Here is a 19,005-nt window from a genome sequence, read left to right as displayed (position 1 = left end):
CTGGTCACGCATGGCCGGGCATACTCAACTACCCAGATATCGCCTGCATACAGCTGTCCACCAAGCATTCCCACCGATCACGCATTACCGGACATACACAACCCGTCAGATACCACACGGATGCCGCCATTCACCACGGGTTCACGCCCGTCATGTACGGCCGGGCATACACAACCCGCCAGTTTGTCCCAAGATCAATCACAGCCTCCGATGTCTGACAATCCGCTTGGCTGCATGTGAGAGTCCAGTCTGTCGGCAGCGCCGGTCGTGCATCTTCGATCCGCTGTATCTGTATGCGGTTTTCATATTGTTCACCTGTGCGACACGCGGATGCCACAAAATGTGGATAGAAAATCGAGTTATCCACATTGTGGGGATAACCGTGTGGATAACGCATGTGATTATCCACAAATTGGGGATAATTCTGTGGATAGCTTGGGGACAATCCGCCGGCCGTACCAGATCGACTTGCACCAACCCCGTCAAAGTGCTATGTGCAACAATCCGAGCGGAACGCACGCCCACACCGCCTGCCCTGCGGCCGGTCATCTGCAAATGCCCATCACCATCACGTTCCCTGTATGACGGCAATAACTTTCGGAATTATTGACACTGGCGTCAGAAATTCCGAAAGTGATGGACGATTGCTGCGGCGAGCGCAGGGCATGGGAAGGGACAGTTGCGCGAGTTCGGCAGCCCGACTCAATCCAGCCCGATTCAACCAGCATTGCTGCCATCCGGCCCACGTTCAGCCCAGCTCCAGCCGACTCCGGCAAGCTTCACAACAGCCCCGTCAGTCTGGCCCGTCTGAGCCCAGTCCAGCTCAGCCCTTCATCGCCTCGCGCGCGGCCTGGTACATCATGCGCACGGTCGCTTCGCGCCAGCGCGACCAGCCGTACTGCTTGGTGATCGCTTCGCCGGATGTGGCACCCAGCGACGAGCCGTCCGCCCGCGTCAGGTCGAACAGCATGTCAAGGAGCACCGGATCGTTCTCGACACGCTCCGCAAGCTCACGCCCGACCGCAGGATCTTCCGGATCCTTGCCTGTCGCGAACTGGGACAATGTCAGATGCTCACGCACCAGCAGCGTCGCCCGGTCGACCACCCGCTGATCGAACCCCATACGCCCCAGAATGACAGGCACATGCCTCGCCCCCTCGGCAGCGTGGTCACGCACACCCGGCCGCTTGCCGATGTCATGCAGCAGACCAGCCAACAGCAGCGTCGCGTACTGCGTGTCATCGTAGCGCATGCCGCTCGGCGCCTCGCGTCCAAGTCGTGAGACGACTTCGATCATATGGCGATCAATCGTATACCGGTGCGCCGCAGACGCGGACGGGCGGTTGCGCACACCCAGCCATTCCGGCATCCACCTGCCCGGAAGATCAACGAAATCAAGCTCCTCCCACACAGGCGGCAGCGACTCACCCGTAGCCAAAAACCGAATGAACAGTTCGCGCGTCTCATCATCCCAGCCTTTATCACTGACCGGGCACTGCTTAAGATTCAGCAAGGTCGACGGGTTGACCGGCAGCCCGTATTCCGCAGCAGCAACCCCGACACGCAACGGCAACGTCGCATCCCGGCTCGGATCAACGCCCACAGCGAGCGCCACCTCCTGCTCATGCTCGACCACGCCGGGCGCAATGGTCTTGAACGTCGGCGCCTCGCGTTTACCGCCCGCCCGCGGCTGGAACATCTGGAAGAACGCAAACCGCGGTTTCTCATGCGTGAGCGTGTGCCGCGCGTGCGAAGCGGTGGAATCCAACGAGAACGCAATACGACGACCCAACGTCGCCAACAGGGTCTGCAACCCTTCAACCGCATCAGCCTCTCGCTCACCTTCAGGCAAGGTAGGATCGGCCAAGCCAAGCATCGCGGCGACTTTCGGCTGATAGGCAGGCAACAGCAGGTTGGTCTCCTTTCTCGCAACCACATGCAGGCAGTCACGCACATCCAGCAGCCGTTCAACCGCCTCATCGTAGGAACCATGCGGACGGTCGGCAAGCCAGGACGCCGCAAGCGCGGACACCAGCACCGTGTCACGCAACCCGCCGCGCGCCTCCTTGATATCCGGCTGGTTGAGATACGGCAGCCGACCGAATTCCTCAAGACGAGACGATGCCGAATCCAACAGTTCCGGCAACCGTTTGCGCGCCGCTTTGCGCCACCGTTCAAGGATGGATGTCGCCGTGTTCTCGATAAGCCCGGTGTCCCCGGCGACCGGCTGCACGAACAACCATCCCATGGCGGCAGGCAAATCATGATCAGTCACCGATTCGCACTGTTGCCGGGTGCGGACCGCATGATCGAGGTCAAGACCGCTGTCCCACAGGGGATACCACAGTTTGTTCGCCAACTGATTGAGCTGATCATCCTTCAAGGCGTGCGGCTCGACCATGAGCACGACATCAATGTCGGAGCTTGGGCCAATCTGCCCGCGCGCAAGCGAGCCGACCGCAGCGAGACCCACGCCGTGCTCAGGAACGTCAAACGGCACTGATTCGACCGCTTCCTTCCATAAGCCGCGCAGACTGGTCATCGCGATATCGGTGCGTCGCTTACGTTTGTCCCTGCCATGACGGTACATGCCGTCGGCATCAGGCTTGCTGACATCCATGAAGCGTTGTTTCAATCCATCAACCGCGGAAGCCATTTCCCCTCCAACCGAGTTTGTGCCACGGAAGCCACGGCGGGCGAATCGCACGGCAATCGCGTTCCACCGCAACAGGCGAACATACTCAGGCGCACCACCCGCCGAAACGTGGGCGCATACGCGAATAACCACGTATATCGCGTATAAAGAATCCCCGCACTGCGCCAGCACGTGCGGGGACCTGTCTTATCAATACCCGACCGTCAGCGCCACGGCAAACAGACGAAACCGCGACACCGGGGACGGGAGCTTTCAGATGGCGGCCGAACCGGTTTCGCCGGTACGGACGCGGGTGACGGAGTCAAGAGGCGTGACCCAGACCTTGCCGTCGCCGATGGTTCCGGTGCCCGCGGACTTCACGATCACACCGACCAGCGTTTCCGCGTCGGCATCATCGGAAAGCACTTCCACGCGGATCTTCGGAATGAGATCCACCGTGTATTCGGCGCCACGGTAAACCTCAGTGTGGCCGCGCTGGCGACCATATCCATTGGCTTCCGAGACGGTCAGGCCATGCACGCCCGCAGCTGCGAGCGCTTCCTTGACATCATCAAGCTTATGGGGCTGAATAATAGCGGTAATAAGCTTCATCTCACTTCACCTCCTTGAGGACAGAGCTGGCAGTGCCAGCAAAATCATATGCACGCTCACCCTGGTCGGCCATATCAATGCCGGCGACCTCCTGGGCTTCGGTGACACGCCAGCCCATCGTCTTCTCAAGCGCGAAGACGATGATCGAGGTCACCACAGCGGAATAGAGGATGGCAACAACGGCCACCAGGATCTGGACGACAAGCTGACGCCAGCTGCCACCGGTGAACAGGCCGGTGCCGACACCGAAGAAGCCGATGAGCACGGTACCGATCAGACCACCGACGCCATGGACGCCGACCACGTCGAGCGAATCGTCATAACCGAACTTGAATTTCAAACCGCACGCCAGGCACGTAACCACACCGGCGATAGCGCCGATCACCATGGCCCACAGCGGGGAGACCACATCGGCGGCAGGGGTGATGGCGACCAAGCCGGCCACCATACCGGATGCCGCACCGACCGCGGTGTAATGGCCGGAACGCACCTTCTCGGTGAAGCCCCAGGCGAGCATCGCGGCAGCTGCAGCGGCGGTCGTGCTGACCCACGCGTAGCCGGCGGTGCCGTTCGCACCGAACGCGGAGCCGGCGTTGAAGCCGAACCAGCCGAACCACAGCAGGAACGCGCCAAGCATCACGAACGGTACGTTGTGTGGGCGAATCGGCTGCGTGCCGAAGCCCTTGCGCTTGCCGATAATCAGCACGGTGACAAGAGCCGCGGTAGCTGCGTTGATGTGAACCACTGTTCCGCCTGCGAAATCATGCGCGGCAGCGCCGAGCGCCTGCGAAATGGCACCCGTCGGAGACAGCAGGCCGCCGTTCCACACCATGTGCGCCATCGGAGCGTAGTCGAACGTAATCCACAACGCTACGAACAGCATCCAGGTGCTGTACTTCACGCGCTCAGCAATCGCGCCGGTAATCAGCGCAACCGTGATCATCGCGAAGGTGGCTTGGAACGCCACGTCAATGCTGCCCGGATAATCCCCGGACGTGTTGGCTGCGGTGAACACACCATCCTTGGCGACCATGGAGTCCTTGAGCAGGAAGCCGGTGGCCGGATCGCCGAAGATCCCGCCGATATCCTTACCTGCGTAAGCGATCGACCAACCCCAGAACGTCCAGATGATCGCAGTGACCGAAATCGCGGCCGCCGACAGCATCAACATGTTCAGGACGGCCTTCGCGCGGACCATGCCGCCGTAGAAGAACGCCACACCAGGCGTCATCAAAAAAACCAGAGCCGCGGATGTCAACATCCACGCTGCATTTCCGGTGTCCATACAATTACCTCCCTCTCCGGCGCCCACCTTGGACGAGGCGGGCGGGCGAGCGAACCACTCACTGGCAATCCCCCGAATGGGGACCGACACGGTTATGGAACGCCCGCCGGGTTTTCGAAACGTTACGGAATGTTACGCCAACGTTACAGCGCTTGTACAATTATCCGCGACTCGTCTCGAATTCCGCGCTTCGCGGGAAACCGTGGACAGGAATCCCTGCCGACTTTGATGACCACATTGTGGGCATTGTCCAACGGCGTGCCACAGGTGACGGGCCAAAGGACGGTTGCCAGTCTTGCTACTTGGCGGCGGCGGCCTCCTTCGCCGTTGCGCCAGCGGCAGCAGCGGCCTCGGCCTCAGCTTCGCGGGCGACACGGGCCTCATAGGAGTCCTCGCTCTTGGTGAGCACGCTCGGCTCGAAATCAGCGTAAGCGGCAACCAGGCCGTGCTCCGGCAAATCAAGGCCAGACAGCTCTTCCTTGGCGGAAACACGCAGGCCGATCGTATGCTTGATGGCCCAGAAGATGATGATCATCGTGACCGTAGTCCACGCCGCAACCACGACAACACCCAACAGCTCAACGCCGAAGAGCTTCAGACCGCCGCCGTAGAACAGGCCACCGTCCTTGGCGAACAGACCAACCAGCAGCGTGCCGCCGGCACCGCAGCAACCATGAGCGGCGAACGCGCCGACCGGATCATCGATCTTGAACTTGTTTTCAACGATGGACGCAGCATACACATAGATGAACGCGCAAATCAGGCCGATGAAGAAAGCGCCGACCGGGCTGACCACATCGCAGCCCGCGGTGATGCCGATCAGGCCGGCGAGCGCGCCGTTGATGGTCAGACCGACATCCGGCTTGCCGTACTTCTTCCACGCGAGGAACATCGCGGTGAGCGCGCCGACAGCGGCCGCCAGGTTCGTGGTGATGAAGATACTGCCCATCTCCACCCAGGTGTCCTTGCCGTCAGCGGTGATTGTGGAGCCGGGGTTGAAGCCGAACCAGCCGATCCACAGCAGGAAGATGCCGAGCATGGCGAGTGTCATGCTGTGGCCCGGGATCGCGCGGGCCTTGCCGTTCTTGTCGAACTTGCCGATACGCGGACCGAGGAAGATCGCGCCGACGAGCGCGGAAATCCCGCCGACCATATGCACCACGGTGGAGCCGGCGAAATCATGGAAGCCAAGCTGGGCGAGCCAGCCATCCGAGTTCCAGCACCAGTGGCCTGAAATCGGGTAGACGATTGCGGAAATCAAAGCGCTGTAAATCAGGTATGCGGAGAACTTCGTGCGTTCCGCCATAGCGCCGGAGACAATGGTCGCGGATGTCGCGCAGAACACGGTCTGGAACATCAGATACACCATCGTCGGAACGTACTGGTTGTACTGGTAGTTGCTCATCACGAAGAAATCAGGCTTGCCGATAATGCCGCCGATGGACGGGCCGAACATGATGCCGAAACCGAAAATCCAGAACAATACTGTGCCGATGCAGTAGTCCATCAGGTTCTTCATGGCGATATTGCCGGCGTTCTTTGCTCGTGTGAAGCCTGTCTCCAGCATCGCGAAGCCGGCTTGCATCATGAACACCAGTGTCGCGGCAAGCAATGTCCAAATGACATTGGTCGATGACATGGCACCCACTTCCTTTCCTCTCTTATGGATGGCCGTCTGAATCCGAAGGACGTGGACGCGGGTCCGGACGCGAGGCCCGGACGCCAGGTCCGGTCGCGTTGTCCGGACGGTGCCCGGACGCTATGCCAAAGGACTGACCTCAACCCGTCTCTTGTTGTCCCGGATTCTGGCAACCATGCTAAACAGGCGGATTTCCGAGGAACGCAAGCCTTGTTACACGCAGGTCACGTAGATTGCGCGGAAGTAACGGGCGATACCGCGGCGAGATTACAGTGATTCCTATATACCCGGCACACGGCATCAAACAGCTTGGATTCCCGCGTCTTGCGGCTCATGCAGTCGCGTGGAAACAGTTGGACGCCAATGCCCGAAATGTCCAACTACCGAAGAGAGAAGGTTCCGAGATGGCGGTATTCGTCGCGACATTGTGCGCAATCCTGGTTCTGACCATGCTATCCGGCGCGATTTGCCGGAAAACCGGGCTGCCTGAAGTCGTCGGCCAAATCGTAGTGGGCATCGTGTTCGGGCCGACCGTCCTCGGGCTGATGCAGCCGAGCAGTTCGACGGAATTGTTCAGCAATATCGGCATTATCGTGCTCATGTTCCTAGGCGGGGTGGGCTGCGATCTGGGGTTGCTGAAACGCTATTCCAAAGCGGCGCTCATTGTGGCGTGCATGGGTGTGGTCGCGCCGGTGCTCATCATGGGCGGGGTGAGCATGGTGTTCGGGTTCGACCTCATGTCATCACTGTTCATCGGCGTCGTGTTCTCCGCGACATCTGTGTCGATTTCGGTGGCGGTTTTGAAGGAGGCAGGGCGTCTTGACACGAAGGAAGGCGCGTCGATTCTGGGCGCGGCCGTCGCGGATGATGTGATCGGCGTGATTCTGCTCAGCGTCATGAGCACGCTGATCAGCACGGGCAGCGTGTCGTTCCAGCAGCTCGGATTGATTGCGCTCAAGCAGGTCGCGTTCTTCGCGCTGACCGTCGTGGTGGTGCTGTGGGTGGCGCCGTGGCTGATGACCTTCGCCGCGCTGCTCAAAGCGCCGAGCGGCATCGCGATCATGGCGACAATCATCTGCCTGGCGATGGCCTGGTGCTCGGAGCTGGTGGGGCTGAGCTACGCGGTGGGCGCGTTCTTTGCGGGCATCGCCGTGAGCCGCAGCGACTACCGCGAGCAGGTGGATCGAGATATCGAGCCGATTGGCGACTGCTTCTTCGTGCCGCTGTTCTTTGTGAGCATCGGTTTGAACACCGAGGCGGTACATGACATGCATCTGGTGTGGTTCATTGTGGTGATGACCGTGCTGGGTGTCATCACGAAGATTGTCGGCTGCGGGCTGGGCGCCCGGATGGCCGGGTTCAACGGGCGCAGTTCCATCGTCATCGGCACGGGGATGATTCCGCGCGGCGAAATGGCGCTGATCACCGCGCAAATCGGCTTCTCGCAGCATATTCTGTCGGACGACTACTATTCGACGATTATTTTCACGATTTCGCTGGTGACGCTTATTGCGCCGTTGTTCTTGAAGGCTGCGCTGCGCGGGGCTCCGGCGCGCGATGATGCGGCTGAGGCTGGGGGCGCGAAGGCAGAAGCCGCCATCGAGGCGGACAGCGCGACTGCGGACATCATTGATGCGCAGACGACAGACACCAGCGCGGTCGGGATGGCTGCACCAGTCGCCTGACATGTTATGACCCGTCCGGATTCCATTGCCGGCGCGGCCAGCCGATGATATGGGGCCCTGAATCGAGATTCGGCGGGTGTATCCGCGCTATCTGTAGTACATGCCGGAAAGCAACTCGCTTATCAGGGTTCGCTGGGCGTCAATACCGCAAGAGAACCATGGGAAATCCGCTGTCTGTACTCGCCGGTTTGATCGGCCGCGAACCCTCGTAGCAACGATATGTTCCGCAACGTACTACAGATATGCAAGATGCTACGGGATCGCCGCATATATCTCGACACCGCGCCCAACGTCAGAAGGCCAATGGGTCGGCACCATACCCATCATCATCAAGACCGATGGGCGCAGGCGGGCGCTTGAGACGGATTCAGCGCCGCCGGAACGTCACTGTATGCGGCGGCGCTGAACGTTGCATTCAGGCGAGAATGCCGTCGACGAAATCCTCCGGATTGAAGGGTGCCAGATCGTCCGGTCCCTCACCCAAACCGACCAGCTTGACAGGCACACCGAGCTCCTTCTGCACGGAAATCACAATGCCGCCCTTCGCGGAACCATCCAGCTTGGACAGCACGACACCAGTGATGCCGATCGCCTGGGCGAACACCTTCGCCTGTTCCATGCCGTTCTGGCCGGTGGTCGCGTCGAGAACGAGCAGCACCTCGTCAACCGGCAGATTCTTCTCGGTGACGCGGCGGATCTTGCCAAGCTCATCCATCAGATTCGCCTTGTTCTGCAAACGGCCCGCGGTATCGATAATCAGCACGTCGGCGTTATCGTCCTTCGCGCGCTGCGACGCTTCGAACGCGACAGACGCCGGGTCGGCGCCATCCTTGTCGGAACGCACAACCGGCACGTTGACCTTCGCGCCCCAGGTTTCCAGCTGGTCGGCGGCCGCCGCGCGGAAGGTGTCCGCCGCGCCGAGCATGACGCTCTTGCCGTCGGCTACGAACAGGCGCGCGAGCTTGCCGGCGGTCGTGGTCTTGCCGGTGCCGTTGACACCGACCATGATGATGACGCTTGGCTTGTGCGCTTCGGGCTTGTCGGCGTTCAGACGACGATCAGTATCCGTGCCGACCATCGCAAGCAGCTTGGAGCGCAAGGCCTCGCGCACCTGGGCGGGATCATGCGTGCCGGTGATGCGGGCGTCGTTGCGCAGCTCATCGACGAGCTGTTCGGAGGCATCCGCGCCAACATCGGCCATAAGCAGGGTGTCCTCGACGTCCTCCCAATCAGCCTCGGACAGGTGATCCTTGGCAAGAATATTGAACAGCGCCTTGCCGAAGGGGTTCGCACTGTTCGCGAGGCGCGCTTTCAGCCGGGTCATGCGCGAGGTCGCGGATTCCGGGGTTTGCGGCTGGGGTTCGGCGGTTTGGGAAGCCTCCTGGCTCTCAGGCTGCGCAGGCTGGGTCGAACCGGCAGATTCGGCCGACGAAGCCACAGATTGCGTTGATTCGGCTTGTTTCGTCGATTCAGTTCCCGACTTCTGATCGGACTGTGTCGACGCAGCCCCGGCAGCGGCCCCGGCTTCGGTGCCGGCCTGTGCCGCCTGCTTCGCCGCAATCGCCTTGTCGGCGGCCACTTTCGCAGCAGCCTCACGGTCTTCACGGGCCTGTTCAGCCGCATCGATGCGCTTCTTGCGCGAACGGTCGGCGAGCACGCCGGCGACAATCAGCGCGATGGCGATAACCGCCACCACAACAATCGCAATAATCTGTTGAGTATCCATACCCCCAGCCTATGGTTTTCAAGGGACAGACCGGACTGGACGCATCCGCCGATCGTGCACACCAATCGCACCCGCCGATCAAGCCTGATACAACGTCTTCGACTCACCTTGATACACTGGGGTCAGCGGAAGGCACATTGTTGTATTTCCCGCATCGCTGCATTTCCACACCGCTGCGCGTCGTCGACCCCCGTATCGGCGCAACCGCATATGACGTGAGATATCAACTATCGACGACAGGACATGACATGAACGCCAAGCATTCGATAACCGCACTGACCGTATTCGAAGCCGCACAACCTTACGTGTTCTGGCTCATGTTCAGTGTCTGCGCGCACGTGTTCGAAGATGCCGACTGGTTCTCCGACAATCTCCCGCTGATCGCGACCGTGTGGGTGCTCGCTACGGGAATCATCGGGGCGCTGTACATCTGGCTTTCCTGGAACAGTGAATTCCGCTCGCTCGCACGCAATGCGATGATCATCAAACTCGCCCATATCCCCTACTATCTGCTGGTGTTCGCGTGCGCCGCGCTGTCGATCATCCTCTCGTTGAAAATCCCGTTCATCACGGTGGCGGTGTGGGCGTTCTGTTTCATCGCCGACGCGACACTCATTGTGACGAGCGGATTGTATGAACTTGCCGCAGTGATTGTTGGGGTGCGGTACGGCCGACTGACACCTGTACAAAGCGTGATGTACGGCATCGCGGGATTCCTGTTCTGCGTGGATGTGGTGACGGCGATTATCCTGTTCGCACAATCACGCCGGGAACTAGTCATGTCTGTCGGCGCGAGGGCGATGCAACCTCCGGCGGCGGGGAGTTACGGGCCCGGCGGGACTTACGGTCCTCGGCCGATGGGAGCGTAAGTGTGCGAGACTGTACGGGAACCCGTGGATAGGTGCGTAAGTGTGCAAGGCCGTATCGTTGCGGTCGCAGGAACCGGGAGATAGTGGCTCATCCCCTACTGCATCGGTATGATACGCACGCAACTGACAGTTCCTGTGCTGGATTGCGCCCGGCAAACGCAAGATGGGCGCGCAAGTCCGAAAGGCCGCTCCCGCGCACCAACAGGAACCCGCAGATGGGCACGGGCTTCCGACAACACCGGCTGGATGCACATACATCTGCCGGTTCCCGCGCCAACGGCACCATCACCGCGCCTGGTAACCGGCAGATAGGAACGCATCTCGGACGGGCCGACACTGCCCGATCACAGCAACCCACGAATACGGGCGCATCTCAACAGCACCGGCGAAATACGCGTCCATCCGCCGGTTCCCGTGCTGCAGGGCGAACAGGAGCCTCGGGATACACTGCTATCCTTGAGTGCCCGCACCCAGCACGGCACCACAAGTCCACCGTCCCTCCCCACAGCTGAAATCCACAAGCAGTGAGAAACTAGGCACTATGGCAAGTAGTTCGAGGATGACGTCGTATCAGCGGCGAGAGCAGCTTATCGAAATCGGGCGGTCGCTATTCGCGTCCAAAGGGTTTGAAGCGGTGAGCGTCGAGGAAATCGCCGCCAGTGCGAAAGTCAGCAAGCCCATCGTCTATGAACATTTCGGCGGCAAAGAAGGCCTGTACGCCGTGGTCGTCGACCGTGAGATGCGCGCGCTCACCGACGCTCTGATTGGCTCCCTCAATGACGCCGACGCCCACCCCCGGCAAATCGTGGAACGCGCCGCCCTCGCACTGCTCACCTACATCGAAGAAAATCCCGAAGGCTTCCAAGTCCTGGTGCGAGACTCCCCGAGCACCGATCCGACCGGCTCGTTCAGCTCGCTGCTCGGCGACGTGAGCTCCAAAGTCGAGCAAATCCTCGTCGAATGGTTCAAACGCCAGCATCTTCCCGTCAAAAGCGCGCCATACTACGCGCAAATGCTCGTCGGCATGACCGTATTCACCGGCCAGTATTGGGCGGACCGACCCAAGCTCGGCAAGGAACAGCTCGCCGCGCTGATCGTCAACCTCGCCTGGCACGGCCTGTCCCGTCTTGAAGCGAAGCCGGAACTGCGCTACGAGGGGTCGAAAGCCAAGCGTGCGCGCGAAGCGGCAGAGAAAGCCGAGCAGAAGGCAGAACAGAAGGCGAAGCGCGCGGAGTCGAACAAGGGCAAGACGGCGGATGCAGCCGGGTCACGCGATGGCAGCAGTCATGATTCCGCCACGGAGAGTGATGCCGCCGGCGACATCGACAATACTGACGGTGACGACACTGACGGTGGCGACGCTACCGGTGTCGCTGTTGACTCTACCGACACCAACACCGGCGCCAACCCCTCCGGCACTGTCACCACCACACCATCCGTCCCAACACCTGAAGCATGAGTCCGCATCCTCATCCATCCGCACCTCATCCATCCCCATCCTTCTTCAAGGCTGAACCGACGGTAACGCTTCTGTGAAATCATCATGCAAATTATGGTGATTTCACAGCAAATGGGGTGATTCCGCCTACACGCAGTTCCACCTCGTGGTAGCCTTGCACGGGACATACAGAAGGTGGAGCAATGACCAATTTCACGGACACCACGCCGCAGCCGCAGCCGAATCTTCAACGAGGAACGATTCCGTCGGCAGACGCCGATGACGGCAAGCAGCCTACGGGACGCGCGCAAGGGAAAACATTGACCTTCGTAGTGCCCGCATACAACATGGAACAGTACCTCGAACGCTGCGTCGCATCGCTGCTCGACACGCCCGACACTAGCGATCTCGAAGTGCTGATCGTCGACGACGGCTCATCCGACACAACCCCGGCGCTCGCCGACCGGCTCGCAGCCGCGCATCCGGGCGTGGTCAGGGCAATCCACCAGCCGAACAAAGGGCACGGCGGCGCGGTCAACACCGGTATCCGCGAGGCCGCAGGCATGTACGTGAAAGTCGTGGACGCCGACGATTGGGTCGGCAAAGATTCACTCGGCAAGGTCTTGGAAACCCTGCGGGCGCAGCGCGACGAGCGGGAGCCGATCGACCTGCTGGTCACCGATTACGTGTATGACAAGGTCGGCAAACGCAACAAGCATGTCGTGCATTTCAGCAACGTGATGGATGCGGGCCGGACGCTCGGTTGGGACGATCTGCGGCATTTCGGCATCGCACAGTACATGATCATGCACGCGCTCACCTTCCGCACTTCGGTTGTGCGCAAATCCGGCATGATTCTGCCCGAGCACACGTTCTACGTCGATTTCATTTACTCGTATCAGCCGTTCCCGTGGGTACGCAGGCTCATGTACCTGGATACGCCGTTCTACCACTACTTCATCGGCCGCGAAGGCCAATCCGTGCAAACGGACGTGATGATCAGGCGTGTGCGGCAGTTGCAGCTCGTCAACCATCTCATGCTCGAGGCGACGCCCGAACGCGGCACCGTGCCGGACGGACTGTACCGGTATATGATCCACTTCCTGTCGATCAACAGCGTGGTGACCAGCGTCTTCCTGATTTTGTCGCGCGACCGTGAGAATTATCGTCAGAAGGATCAGCTGTGGCATGAGATTGATGCCGCTTCACCGCAAATCGGCCATGATGTGCGGCATAAGCTCGTTTCGCGCGCGATCAACCTGCACGGGCGGACCGGGCGCTTCGTCATCCGGCACGGATACAGCATCGCCGAGCACGTGGTCGGTTTCAACTGATTCGCTCCATTCGTTCCGTTCTCTCCGGATTCGGCCGGACTCAGTCGAACTCGTAAGCGCGAGCGTTGCTAGTTTGCGAAAACACCCAAACCAGCAACGCCAAAGAACCCACCAGCGTAACCAAATTGTGAGGATACCCAAACTGTCTACGCCAAGGAACCCACCAGCGTAGCTAGTTTGCGAAAATACACAAACCAGCTACGCCAAGAGACCCACCAGCGTAACCAGATTGTGAGGATACCCAAACCGGCTACGCCAAGAGACCCACCAGCGTAGCTAGTTTGCGAAAACATCCAAACTGGCTACGCACACAGACCCGTGAACGTCACCAGAACCTTCTACCGACACTCACAAGCCACTCAGTGTCGGCAGAAACATCTACCGACACTGACACACACCTGAGTGTCGGTGGAAGTGGAGTCATCAGCGGTCGGACATGGCGAAGGAGTTGCGCATCAGATTGCTGGACGTATACAGCACCTTGCCAAGTAACTCCTGGGTCTGCGCACGCAAGTAGTCCGCCATCCGCTGGTTCGCTTGCTCGAGAGCACCGCACACCACATCAGCATCCGCAGCATCGGCAGAACCCAATCCGCCAACTCCGGCAGCACCAGTCGCGTCCGCCGAACCATCACTACCGGCAGTCCCGGCCACGCCAATCGCAGCAGAACCGGCACCATCCGCGCGTGAAGCATCATCCGTCGCATCAAGCATCTCGGCAGTTCCACTCGCACCCGCCGCGCTCACGCCAGCCGCGCTCACACCATCCATACGCACGCCGCTATGCTTGATGCCCTCAACATCCTCGATATCAGCGCAACTGACGGCATGCCCAGCACCCGCACCAGCACCAGCCGCACCACGCAACGCGGCATCAACGCGCGCAATATGCGTGTGCCCGCGCGACATGACATTCTCACGATAATGCTCAATCGCATTGCTGTTCGACACGTAATGCGGATCGGCGAGCGCCGCGATAATCCGGCTCGTCCAGTAGAACGAATCCGTCGAAACCTCCGCGCCCGTGTCACGCAGATACGCGGGCGTATCACGCACATTCGTATAGAACGGCGTGAGCGTAGTGAACGGCCCCGACCCGTACTGCAGCCACATCACCGACCGGTTCGTTTCCGGCTCATACGGGCGGATTTGCAACAGCCCCATTTGCCCAGTGCGGTTGATGCCAATCGGACGGTAGCGGCGCCGCGTCTCATCCGTGCCCCGCGAACCGTACGGGTCATACGGCGTGTCCTCGAAATGCGACGCCATCAGAAACGCGACATCCTCAACCGTCACGCGGTTCTCCGGCCGGCGGCACCACGGAATGTCATCGGATATCGGCGTGTACCGGGCAGCAGGCGAATCCCAATCCTCGCTCGGGTTCAGATAACGCTCCATATACCAAGCGCGCGGGGTGTTGTAAATATGGTCTTTTGTCGTGCGCGTGCCGAACAGCGTGCGCGGGTTGAACTTCTCCGCGAACCGCACGCCATTGCCCATGCCGTTGCCCATGCCGCGGTCAAGATGATTATCACGGATGAACTCCACCAAATCGGCGCTGCACATATGATTACGGGCATCGCCGAAAGCATCCTCCAAATCGAAGCCGTCAAGCCCCAACTGGTTCGGAATCGCGGCATAGCAGTCATCCGGCACACGCCTGGCGATCCAATGATGCCCGCCAATCGTCTCCACATACCAGATTTCATCCACATCCGAAATGGCGATACCGTTCGCCTCATACGTACCGAACCGCTCCAGCAGCTCCCCCAGCCGGCGGACGCCCTCACGCGCGGAACGCACATACGGCAGCACGAGCGTAATGAAATCCTCCTCGCCGATACCACCAGGGACTTCCGGCCGATAATCGTCATCGCCTGGCTCGCCTTGCGCCGCCTGCAATTCGACCATCGGATCAGCGCCGAGCACCCGCTCGTTCACCGCAATCGTCTCAGTCGCACTCATCGCGATATTGCGCTCGCTGATGCCACATTCCGCGAGGATTCCGCGGCCGGGCAACGCGTTGGGAACGATGCTGTAGCGGCACGGGTCGTCCGGCAGCTCGATGCTCACGTGGCTCAGCTCGCTGCGGTAATGCCGCGGCTGGTCGGCAGGGTTCACGGCGATGAAGCGTTTCGGATCGTAACGACCGGAACCGGAATCGTCGTTGCGGGCGATCATGGTGGAGCCGTCGATAGTCGCGGATTTTCCGACAAGAAGCGTAGTACAAGACATGATTCCACTGTAGAACGGCATCGGGATGGGCCGGATCGGCGCCGCAGGGACAGGGACAGGAGGGGAAAACGCCGTCCGCGAAAGAATCGACCCCGCGAGGGGACGGGGCAGGAACGCCGTCCGCGTTGATAACGGGCGATAGGGGATTGATATAGCCGCACCGCTACCCGCATCCCGCGCACCCTCTAAGGTGGGATGAGGCAATCCGCCGTGAGGATCCTCGTGAAAGGAGCATCGATGATCACTATCCGTGACGTGCACAAGCGCTACAGCGAACATGACGTGCTCAACGGCATCGATCTTGATATTCCGCACGCGGCGACGGTCACCGTCATCGGCCCGTCCGGATCCGGCAAATCCACGCTGCTTCGCGTGATTGACGTGCTCGAACATGCCGATAAGGGGACCATCGATTTCGGCGACGGTCCTGTTGATTTGACGACCCGCGACAAGGCGACGATTCGCGACATCCGTTCACGAATCGGTTTCGTCTTCCAAAATTACAATCTCTTCGCCAATAAGACCGCGCTGCAGAACGTGACCGAACCGTTGATTTACGCGCAAGGCAAGTCACGCAAGGAAGCCGAAACCATCGGGCGTGAACAGCTCGATCGGGTCGGGCTCGCCGATTTCGCCGACCGCTACCCCAGCACCCTGTCCGGAGGCCAGCAGCAGCGCGTGGGCATCGCCCGTGCCATCGCCGCGAAACCGGAGCTCCTGCTCCTTGACGAGCCGACTTCCGCGCTTGACCCGGAGATGGTCGGAGGCGTGCTTGAAGTCATTCGGCAGCTCGCCTCGGATGGCATGACCATGCTGATGGTCACCCACGAGATGCGGTTCGCCCGGGAGGCTTCCGACCACGTCGTGTTCTTTGAGCACGGCAGTATTGTGGAACAGGGCTCGGCAAGCGATATCTTCGATCATCCGTCGCAGCCGAGAACCGCGGAATTCCTGCAATCCTTCGCATCCTGACCCGCCGACGCCCCGCGCAGTCCGTCCGGCAGGCCAGCCGGCCACTGACCCGCCGGGCTCGCGCAACACACACCGCACCGTCCGCTACCCGGTCACCGCGCCGGCACCCATACCGGAGATGCACCCGAACCGGCATGCATCACATACGTCATCACCCGATACCAACCACACAGAAACACATAAAACACATCAACACATAAGGAGAGAAACCATGACCGCACACACTGCACATACGCGCCACGCCCTGCGGCTCGCCGCGGCGGCACTCGCAGCAATCGTCACCATCGCGCCGCTGAGCGCATGCGGCTCCTCCAGCTCATCCACCAGCGCGCTGCAGGAAGTCAAGAACAAAGGCACGTTGGTCTTCGGCACCGAAGGCACGTACGCGCCCTACAGCTATCATGATTCGAAAACCAACAAGCTCACCGGCTACGACGTGGATGTCGCCACGGCCGTCGCCAAAGACCTCGGCGTGAAGGCTGAATTCTCCGAAGCGAATTTCGATTCGCTGCTCGCCAGCGTGGATTCCAAGAAAACCGACAGCGTGGCCAACGAAATCACCGTCACCGCCGAGCGCAAAGCAAAATACGATTTCACTGAGCCATACGCCTACTCCTACGGCGTGGTCGTCACCCGCAAGAACGACAACTCCATCAAATCCTTCGACGACATCAAAGGCAAGAAGGACGCCGGACAGAACGGCAGCAACTGGGCGAAAGTCGCCCAGGACAAAGGCGCGACCCTCGTCCAGGTCAACGATTTCTCGCAGGCCGTGGAAACCCTGACTTCCGGGCGTGCGGACGTCATCGTCAACGACGGCCTCGCCGTGCTCGACTACCTCAAGCAGAAGCCGAACGCTGACATCAAAATCGCCGTGAAGAGCGAGAAGACTCCTGCCGCGCACTTCCCGCTGCGCAAAGGCAGCGACGATCTGACCCAGGCGATCAACAAGTCCATCGCCAAACTGCGTAAGGACGGAACGCTCAAGAAGATCTCCGAGAAATACTTCGGCGAGGATATCTCCACCAAGTAGCATTGCCGTACCGTAGCGCGGACGGCGCAGGGCTGGATTCCGGCATAGATTACGAAAGGAGCCGCAATGGACGGCAGGGTATGGCAGATTGTCGTCGATTCGTTCGGCAAACTACTGATTCCGGGAATCACGGTGACGATTCCGCTCACCCTGGTTTCCTTCGCCATCGGACTCGCGTTGGCGATTATCGTGGCGCTCACCCGCGTGGCGCGCACGCCAGTGCTCACGCAAATCGCGCAGTTCTACGTGTGGGTGTTCCGCGGCACGCCGCTGCTGGTGCAGCTGTTCGTGATCTTCTTCGGTCTGCCGTCCATCGGCGTGACCATTCCGGCGATTCCTTCCGCCATCATCGCGTTCTCGCTTAACGTGGGCGCGTACGCGTCCGAAACCCTGCGTGGGGCGATTGAAGCGGTGCCGCGCGGACAGTTCGAGGCCGGGTATGCGACGAACATGTCGTATGTGACCATCATGCGGCGCATCGTACTGCCGCAAGCGTTCCGATCGGCGTTCCCCGCCCTGTTCAACACGTTTATTTCGCTGGTCAAGGACACGTCGCTTGCGGCGAATATCACCGTGGTCGAGATGTTCATGACCGCGCAGCGTATCACCGCCGTGTATTACGAGCCGCTCGCGCTGTATCTTGAGGTCGGGGTGATCTATCTGTTGTTCTGCACGGTGCTCACCTGGGTGCAGCACTGGTGCGAGCGGCGGTTGGCGGCGCACAGCTGATTGTGCTGATTGCGGGGCCGCGGGACGATGCACGGCAGTGGTCGGGCCGGGCTGATGCGGCTGGGCGGGACGGCTTTGCTTGCCGGGCTGGCTTTTTGCCTGCGGGACTGGCGAGGCCAGTTGGACTGGCACAGTCGGCGGAACTGTCCGTTTTGCGCGGACTGCGAACCTTGGAATCAAACAGCTGCAACCGACGCTGACATGCCATAGCATAGGCAACCAACGTGCGGGGCGAACGGACGGGAGCCTCGGCAATCATAGCAACGAAAGAAGGAAGTATGAGCGATATCAACGTGTATGGCGCAAGCTGGTGCGGCGACTGCAAGCGGGCCAAAGAGGCACTGAACCGCTTCGGAGCGGCGTTTGACTGGCACGACATCGAGCAGGAGGACGGCGCCGCCGACAAGGCCGCCGAAATCAGCGGACAGAAGCACATCCCGGTCGTCCAGTATGCGGACGGATCGTTCCAAGTTGAGCCGTCGACAAACGACATCAAAGCGAAACTGCAGGAGCTGGGCACGCTGCCTGCCGAAGCATAAGATCACCCCGAGCCGCTCTTTCCACAGTGATGACGCAGCTGCGGGAAGAGCGGTTTGTCGCAAGCGCTGGCCTGCCACAGCCCCAGCCACTTGCGCACTTCCATGGCGATGACCGGCGTGGCGGTCGCGGCATGGTGTACAATACCGTTTGTTGCCCCTCTAGCTCAATTGGTTAGAGCAGCGTCCTTTTAAGTCGTGGGTTGTGGGTTCGAGTCCCACGGGGGGCACCACATAGCGAATCCGGTGCATACCGTTGAGCGTGCACCGGTTTTTT

The 19,005-nt window shown here is 60.5% G+C and carries 14 protein-coding genes and 1 tRNA gene; 9 read left to right on the top strand and 6 right to left on the bottom strand.

What is annotated here, in order from left to right; translation table 11 throughout:
- Positions 1 to 823: 823 nt before the first annotated feature.
- From DSM100238_RS04335 to DSM100238_RS04320, 4 genes are all read right to left on the bottom strand, one after another.
- Positions 824 to 2,656 carry a [protein-PII] uridylyltransferase family protein gene (locus tag DSM100238_RS04335; protein ID WP_152355477.1) on the bottom strand — a complete coding sequence of 611 codons (1,833 nt, stop codon included), beginning with the start codon at positions 2,654 to 2,656 and terminating at the stop codon, positions 824 to 826.
- A 252-nt stretch (positions 2,657 to 2,908) separates the two neighbouring features.
- Positions 2,909 to 3,247, bottom strand: coding sequence for a P-II family nitrogen regulator (locus tag DSM100238_RS04330; protein ID WP_015449732.1), 339 nt, complete (start codon positions 3,245 to 3,247; stop codon positions 2,909 to 2,911).
- Between the two features lies 1 nt (position 3,248).
- Entirely contained in the window at positions 3,249 to 4,532 is a 1,284-nt protein-coding gene (locus tag DSM100238_RS04325) for an ammonium transporter (protein WP_101454800.1), read from the bottom strand.
- Between the two features lie 298 nt (positions 4,533 to 4,830).
- Entirely contained in the window at positions 4,831 to 6,171 is a 1,341-nt protein-coding gene (locus DSM100238_RS04320; protein WP_152355476.1) for an ammonium transporter, read from the bottom strand.
- A 404-nt stretch (positions 6,172 to 6,575) separates the two neighbouring features.
- On the opposite strand from DSM100238_RS04320, the gene DSM100238_RS04315 reads away from it, so the two are divergent.
- Positions 6,576 to 7,856, top strand: a complete 1,281-nt coding sequence (locus DSM100238_RS04315; protein WP_240812336.1) for a cation:proton antiporter — start codon at positions 6,576 to 6,578, stop codon at positions 7,854 to 7,856.
- A 415-nt stretch (positions 7,857 to 8,271) separates the two neighbouring features.
- Here the strand turns inward: DSM100238_RS04315 and ftsY are convergent, their stop codons facing one another.
- Positions 8,272 to 9,582, bottom strand: coding sequence for a signal recognition particle-docking protein FtsY (gene ftsY / locus DSM100238_RS04310; RefSeq protein ID WP_152355475.1), 1,311 nt, complete (start codon positions 9,580 to 9,582; stop codon positions 8,272 to 8,274).
- A gap of 11 nt (positions 9,583 to 9,593) precedes the next feature.
- Here ftsY and DSM100238_RS04305 point away from each other — a divergent pair, with 11 nt between their 5' ends.
- The 3 genes from DSM100238_RS04305 to DSM100238_RS04295 all read left to right on the top strand — a co-directional run bounded on the left by DSM100238_RS04305 (position 9,594) and on the right by DSM100238_RS04295 (position 13,223).
- A complete protein-coding gene (locus tag DSM100238_RS04305) occupies positions 9,594 to 10,451 on the top strand; it encodes a DUF6652 family protein (protein WP_167511031.1) in 858 nt (285 codons plus the stop codon).
- Positions 10,452 to 10,992: 541 nt separating this feature from the next.
- Positions 10,993 to 11,910, top strand: coding sequence for a TetR/AcrR family transcriptional regulator (locus tag DSM100238_RS04300; protein ID WP_152355473.1), 918 nt, complete (start codon positions 10,993 to 10,995; stop codon positions 11,908 to 11,910).
- Between the two features lie 182 nt (positions 11,911 to 12,092).
- A complete protein-coding gene (locus DSM100238_RS04295; RefSeq protein WP_152355472.1) occupies positions 12,093 to 13,223 on the top strand; it encodes a glycosyltransferase family 2 protein in 1,131 nt (376 codons plus the stop codon).
- 423 nt (positions 13,224 to 13,646) lie between these two features.
- Here DSM100238_RS04295 and DSM100238_RS04290 read toward each other — a convergent pair whose 3' ends face one another.
- Positions 13,647 to 15,458: a C69 family dipeptidase gene (locus DSM100238_RS04290; RefSeq protein WP_152355471.1), complete on the bottom strand. Its 1,812-nt coding sequence runs from the start codon at positions 15,456 to 15,458 to the stop codon at positions 13,647 to 13,649.
- A 237-nt stretch (positions 15,459 to 15,695) separates the two neighbouring features.
- Between DSM100238_RS04290 and DSM100238_RS04285 the strand changes: the two genes are divergently transcribed.
- From DSM100238_RS04285 to DSM100238_RS04265, 5 genes are all read left to right on the top strand, one after another.
- Positions 15,696 to 16,430, top strand: a complete 735-nt coding sequence (locus DSM100238_RS04285; RefSeq protein ID WP_152355470.1) for an amino acid ABC transporter ATP-binding protein — start codon at positions 15,696 to 15,698, stop codon at positions 16,428 to 16,430.
- 211 nt (positions 16,431 to 16,641) lie between these two features.
- On the top strand, positions 16,642 to 17,463 hold the full coding sequence (locus DSM100238_RS04280; RefSeq protein WP_152355469.1) for a transporter substrate-binding domain-containing protein: 822 nt from the start codon (positions 16,642 to 16,644) through the stop codon (positions 17,461 to 17,463).
- 66 nt (positions 17,464 to 17,529) lie between these two features.
- Complete coding sequence (locus tag DSM100238_RS04275; protein WP_033506597.1) at positions 17,530 to 18,192, top strand: amino acid ABC transporter permease; 663 nt, start codon at positions 17,530 to 17,532, stop codon at positions 18,190 to 18,192.
- Positions 18,193 to 18,470: 278 nt separating this feature from the next.
- A complete protein-coding gene (locus DSM100238_RS04270) occupies positions 18,471 to 18,731 on the top strand; it encodes a mycoredoxin (RefSeq protein ID WP_152355468.1) in 261 nt (86 codons plus the stop codon).
- A gap of 153 nt (positions 18,732 to 18,884) precedes the next feature.
- Positions 18,885 to 18,961 (top strand) — tRNA-Lys (locus DSM100238_RS04265).
- Positions 18,962 to 19,005 lie beyond the last annotated feature (44 nt).

Source organism: Bifidobacterium apri, assembly GCF_009299485.1.
In the GTDB taxonomy this organism is placed as follows: domain Bacteria; phylum Actinomycetota; class Actinomycetes; order Actinomycetales; family Bifidobacteriaceae; genus Bifidobacterium; species Bifidobacterium apri.
The sequence above is the reverse complement of the archived record's forward strand: the minus strand, read 5'-3'. Positions and strand labels throughout refer to the sequence as shown.

Coding starts and splice junctions, on each gene's coding strand:
- DSM100238_RS04335 (WP_152355477.1), bottom strand. CDS start 2,656: ATGGCTTCCGCGGTTGATGGATTGAAACAACGCTTCATGGATGTCAGC.
- DSM100238_RS04315 (WP_240812336.1), top strand. CDS start 6,576: ATGGCGGTATTCGTCGCGACATTGTGCGCAATCCTGGTTCTGACCATG.
- DSM100238_RS04295 (WP_152355472.1), top strand. CDS start 12,093: ATGACCAATTTCACGGACACCACGCCGCAGCCGCAGCCGAATCTTCAA.
- DSM100238_RS04270 (WP_152355468.1), top strand. CDS start 18,471: ATGAGCGATATCAACGTGTATGGCGCAAGCTGGTGCGGCGACTGCAAG.
- DSM100238_RS04275 (WP_033506597.1), top strand. CDS start 17,530: ATGGACGGCAGGGTATGGCAGATTGTCGTCGATTCGTTCGGCAAACTA.
- DSM100238_RS04290 (WP_152355471.1), bottom strand. CDS start 15,458: ATGTCTTGTACTACGCTTCTTGTCGGAAAATCCGCGACTATCGACGGC.
- DSM100238_RS04330 (WP_015449732.1), bottom strand. CDS start 3,247: ATGAAGCTTATTACCGCTATTATTCAGCCCCATAAGCTTGATGATGTC.
- DSM100238_RS04325 (WP_101454800.1), bottom strand. CDS start 4,532: ATGGACACCGGAAATGCAGCGTGGATGTTGACATCCGCGGCTCTGGTT.
- DSM100238_RS04300 (WP_152355473.1), top strand. CDS start 10,993: ATGGCAAGTAGTTCGAGGATGACGTCGTATCAGCGGCGAGAGCAGCTT.
- DSM100238_RS04305 (WP_167511031.1), top strand. CDS start 9,594: ATGGTTTTCAAGGGACAGACCGGACTGGACGCATCCGCCGATCGTGCA.
- DSM100238_RS04320 (WP_152355476.1), bottom strand. CDS start 6,171: ATGTCATCGACCAATGTCATTTGGACATTGCTTGCCGCGACACTGGTG.
- DSM100238_RS04285 (WP_152355470.1), top strand. CDS start 15,696: ATGATCACTATCCGTGACGTGCACAAGCGCTACAGCGAACATGACGTG.
- DSM100238_RS04280 (WP_152355469.1), top strand. CDS start 16,642: ATGACCGCACACACTGCACATACGCGCCACGCCCTGCGGCTCGCCGCG.
- ftsY (WP_152355475.1), bottom strand. CDS start 9,582: ATGGATACTCAACAGATTATTGCGATTGTTGTGGTGGCGGTTATCGCC.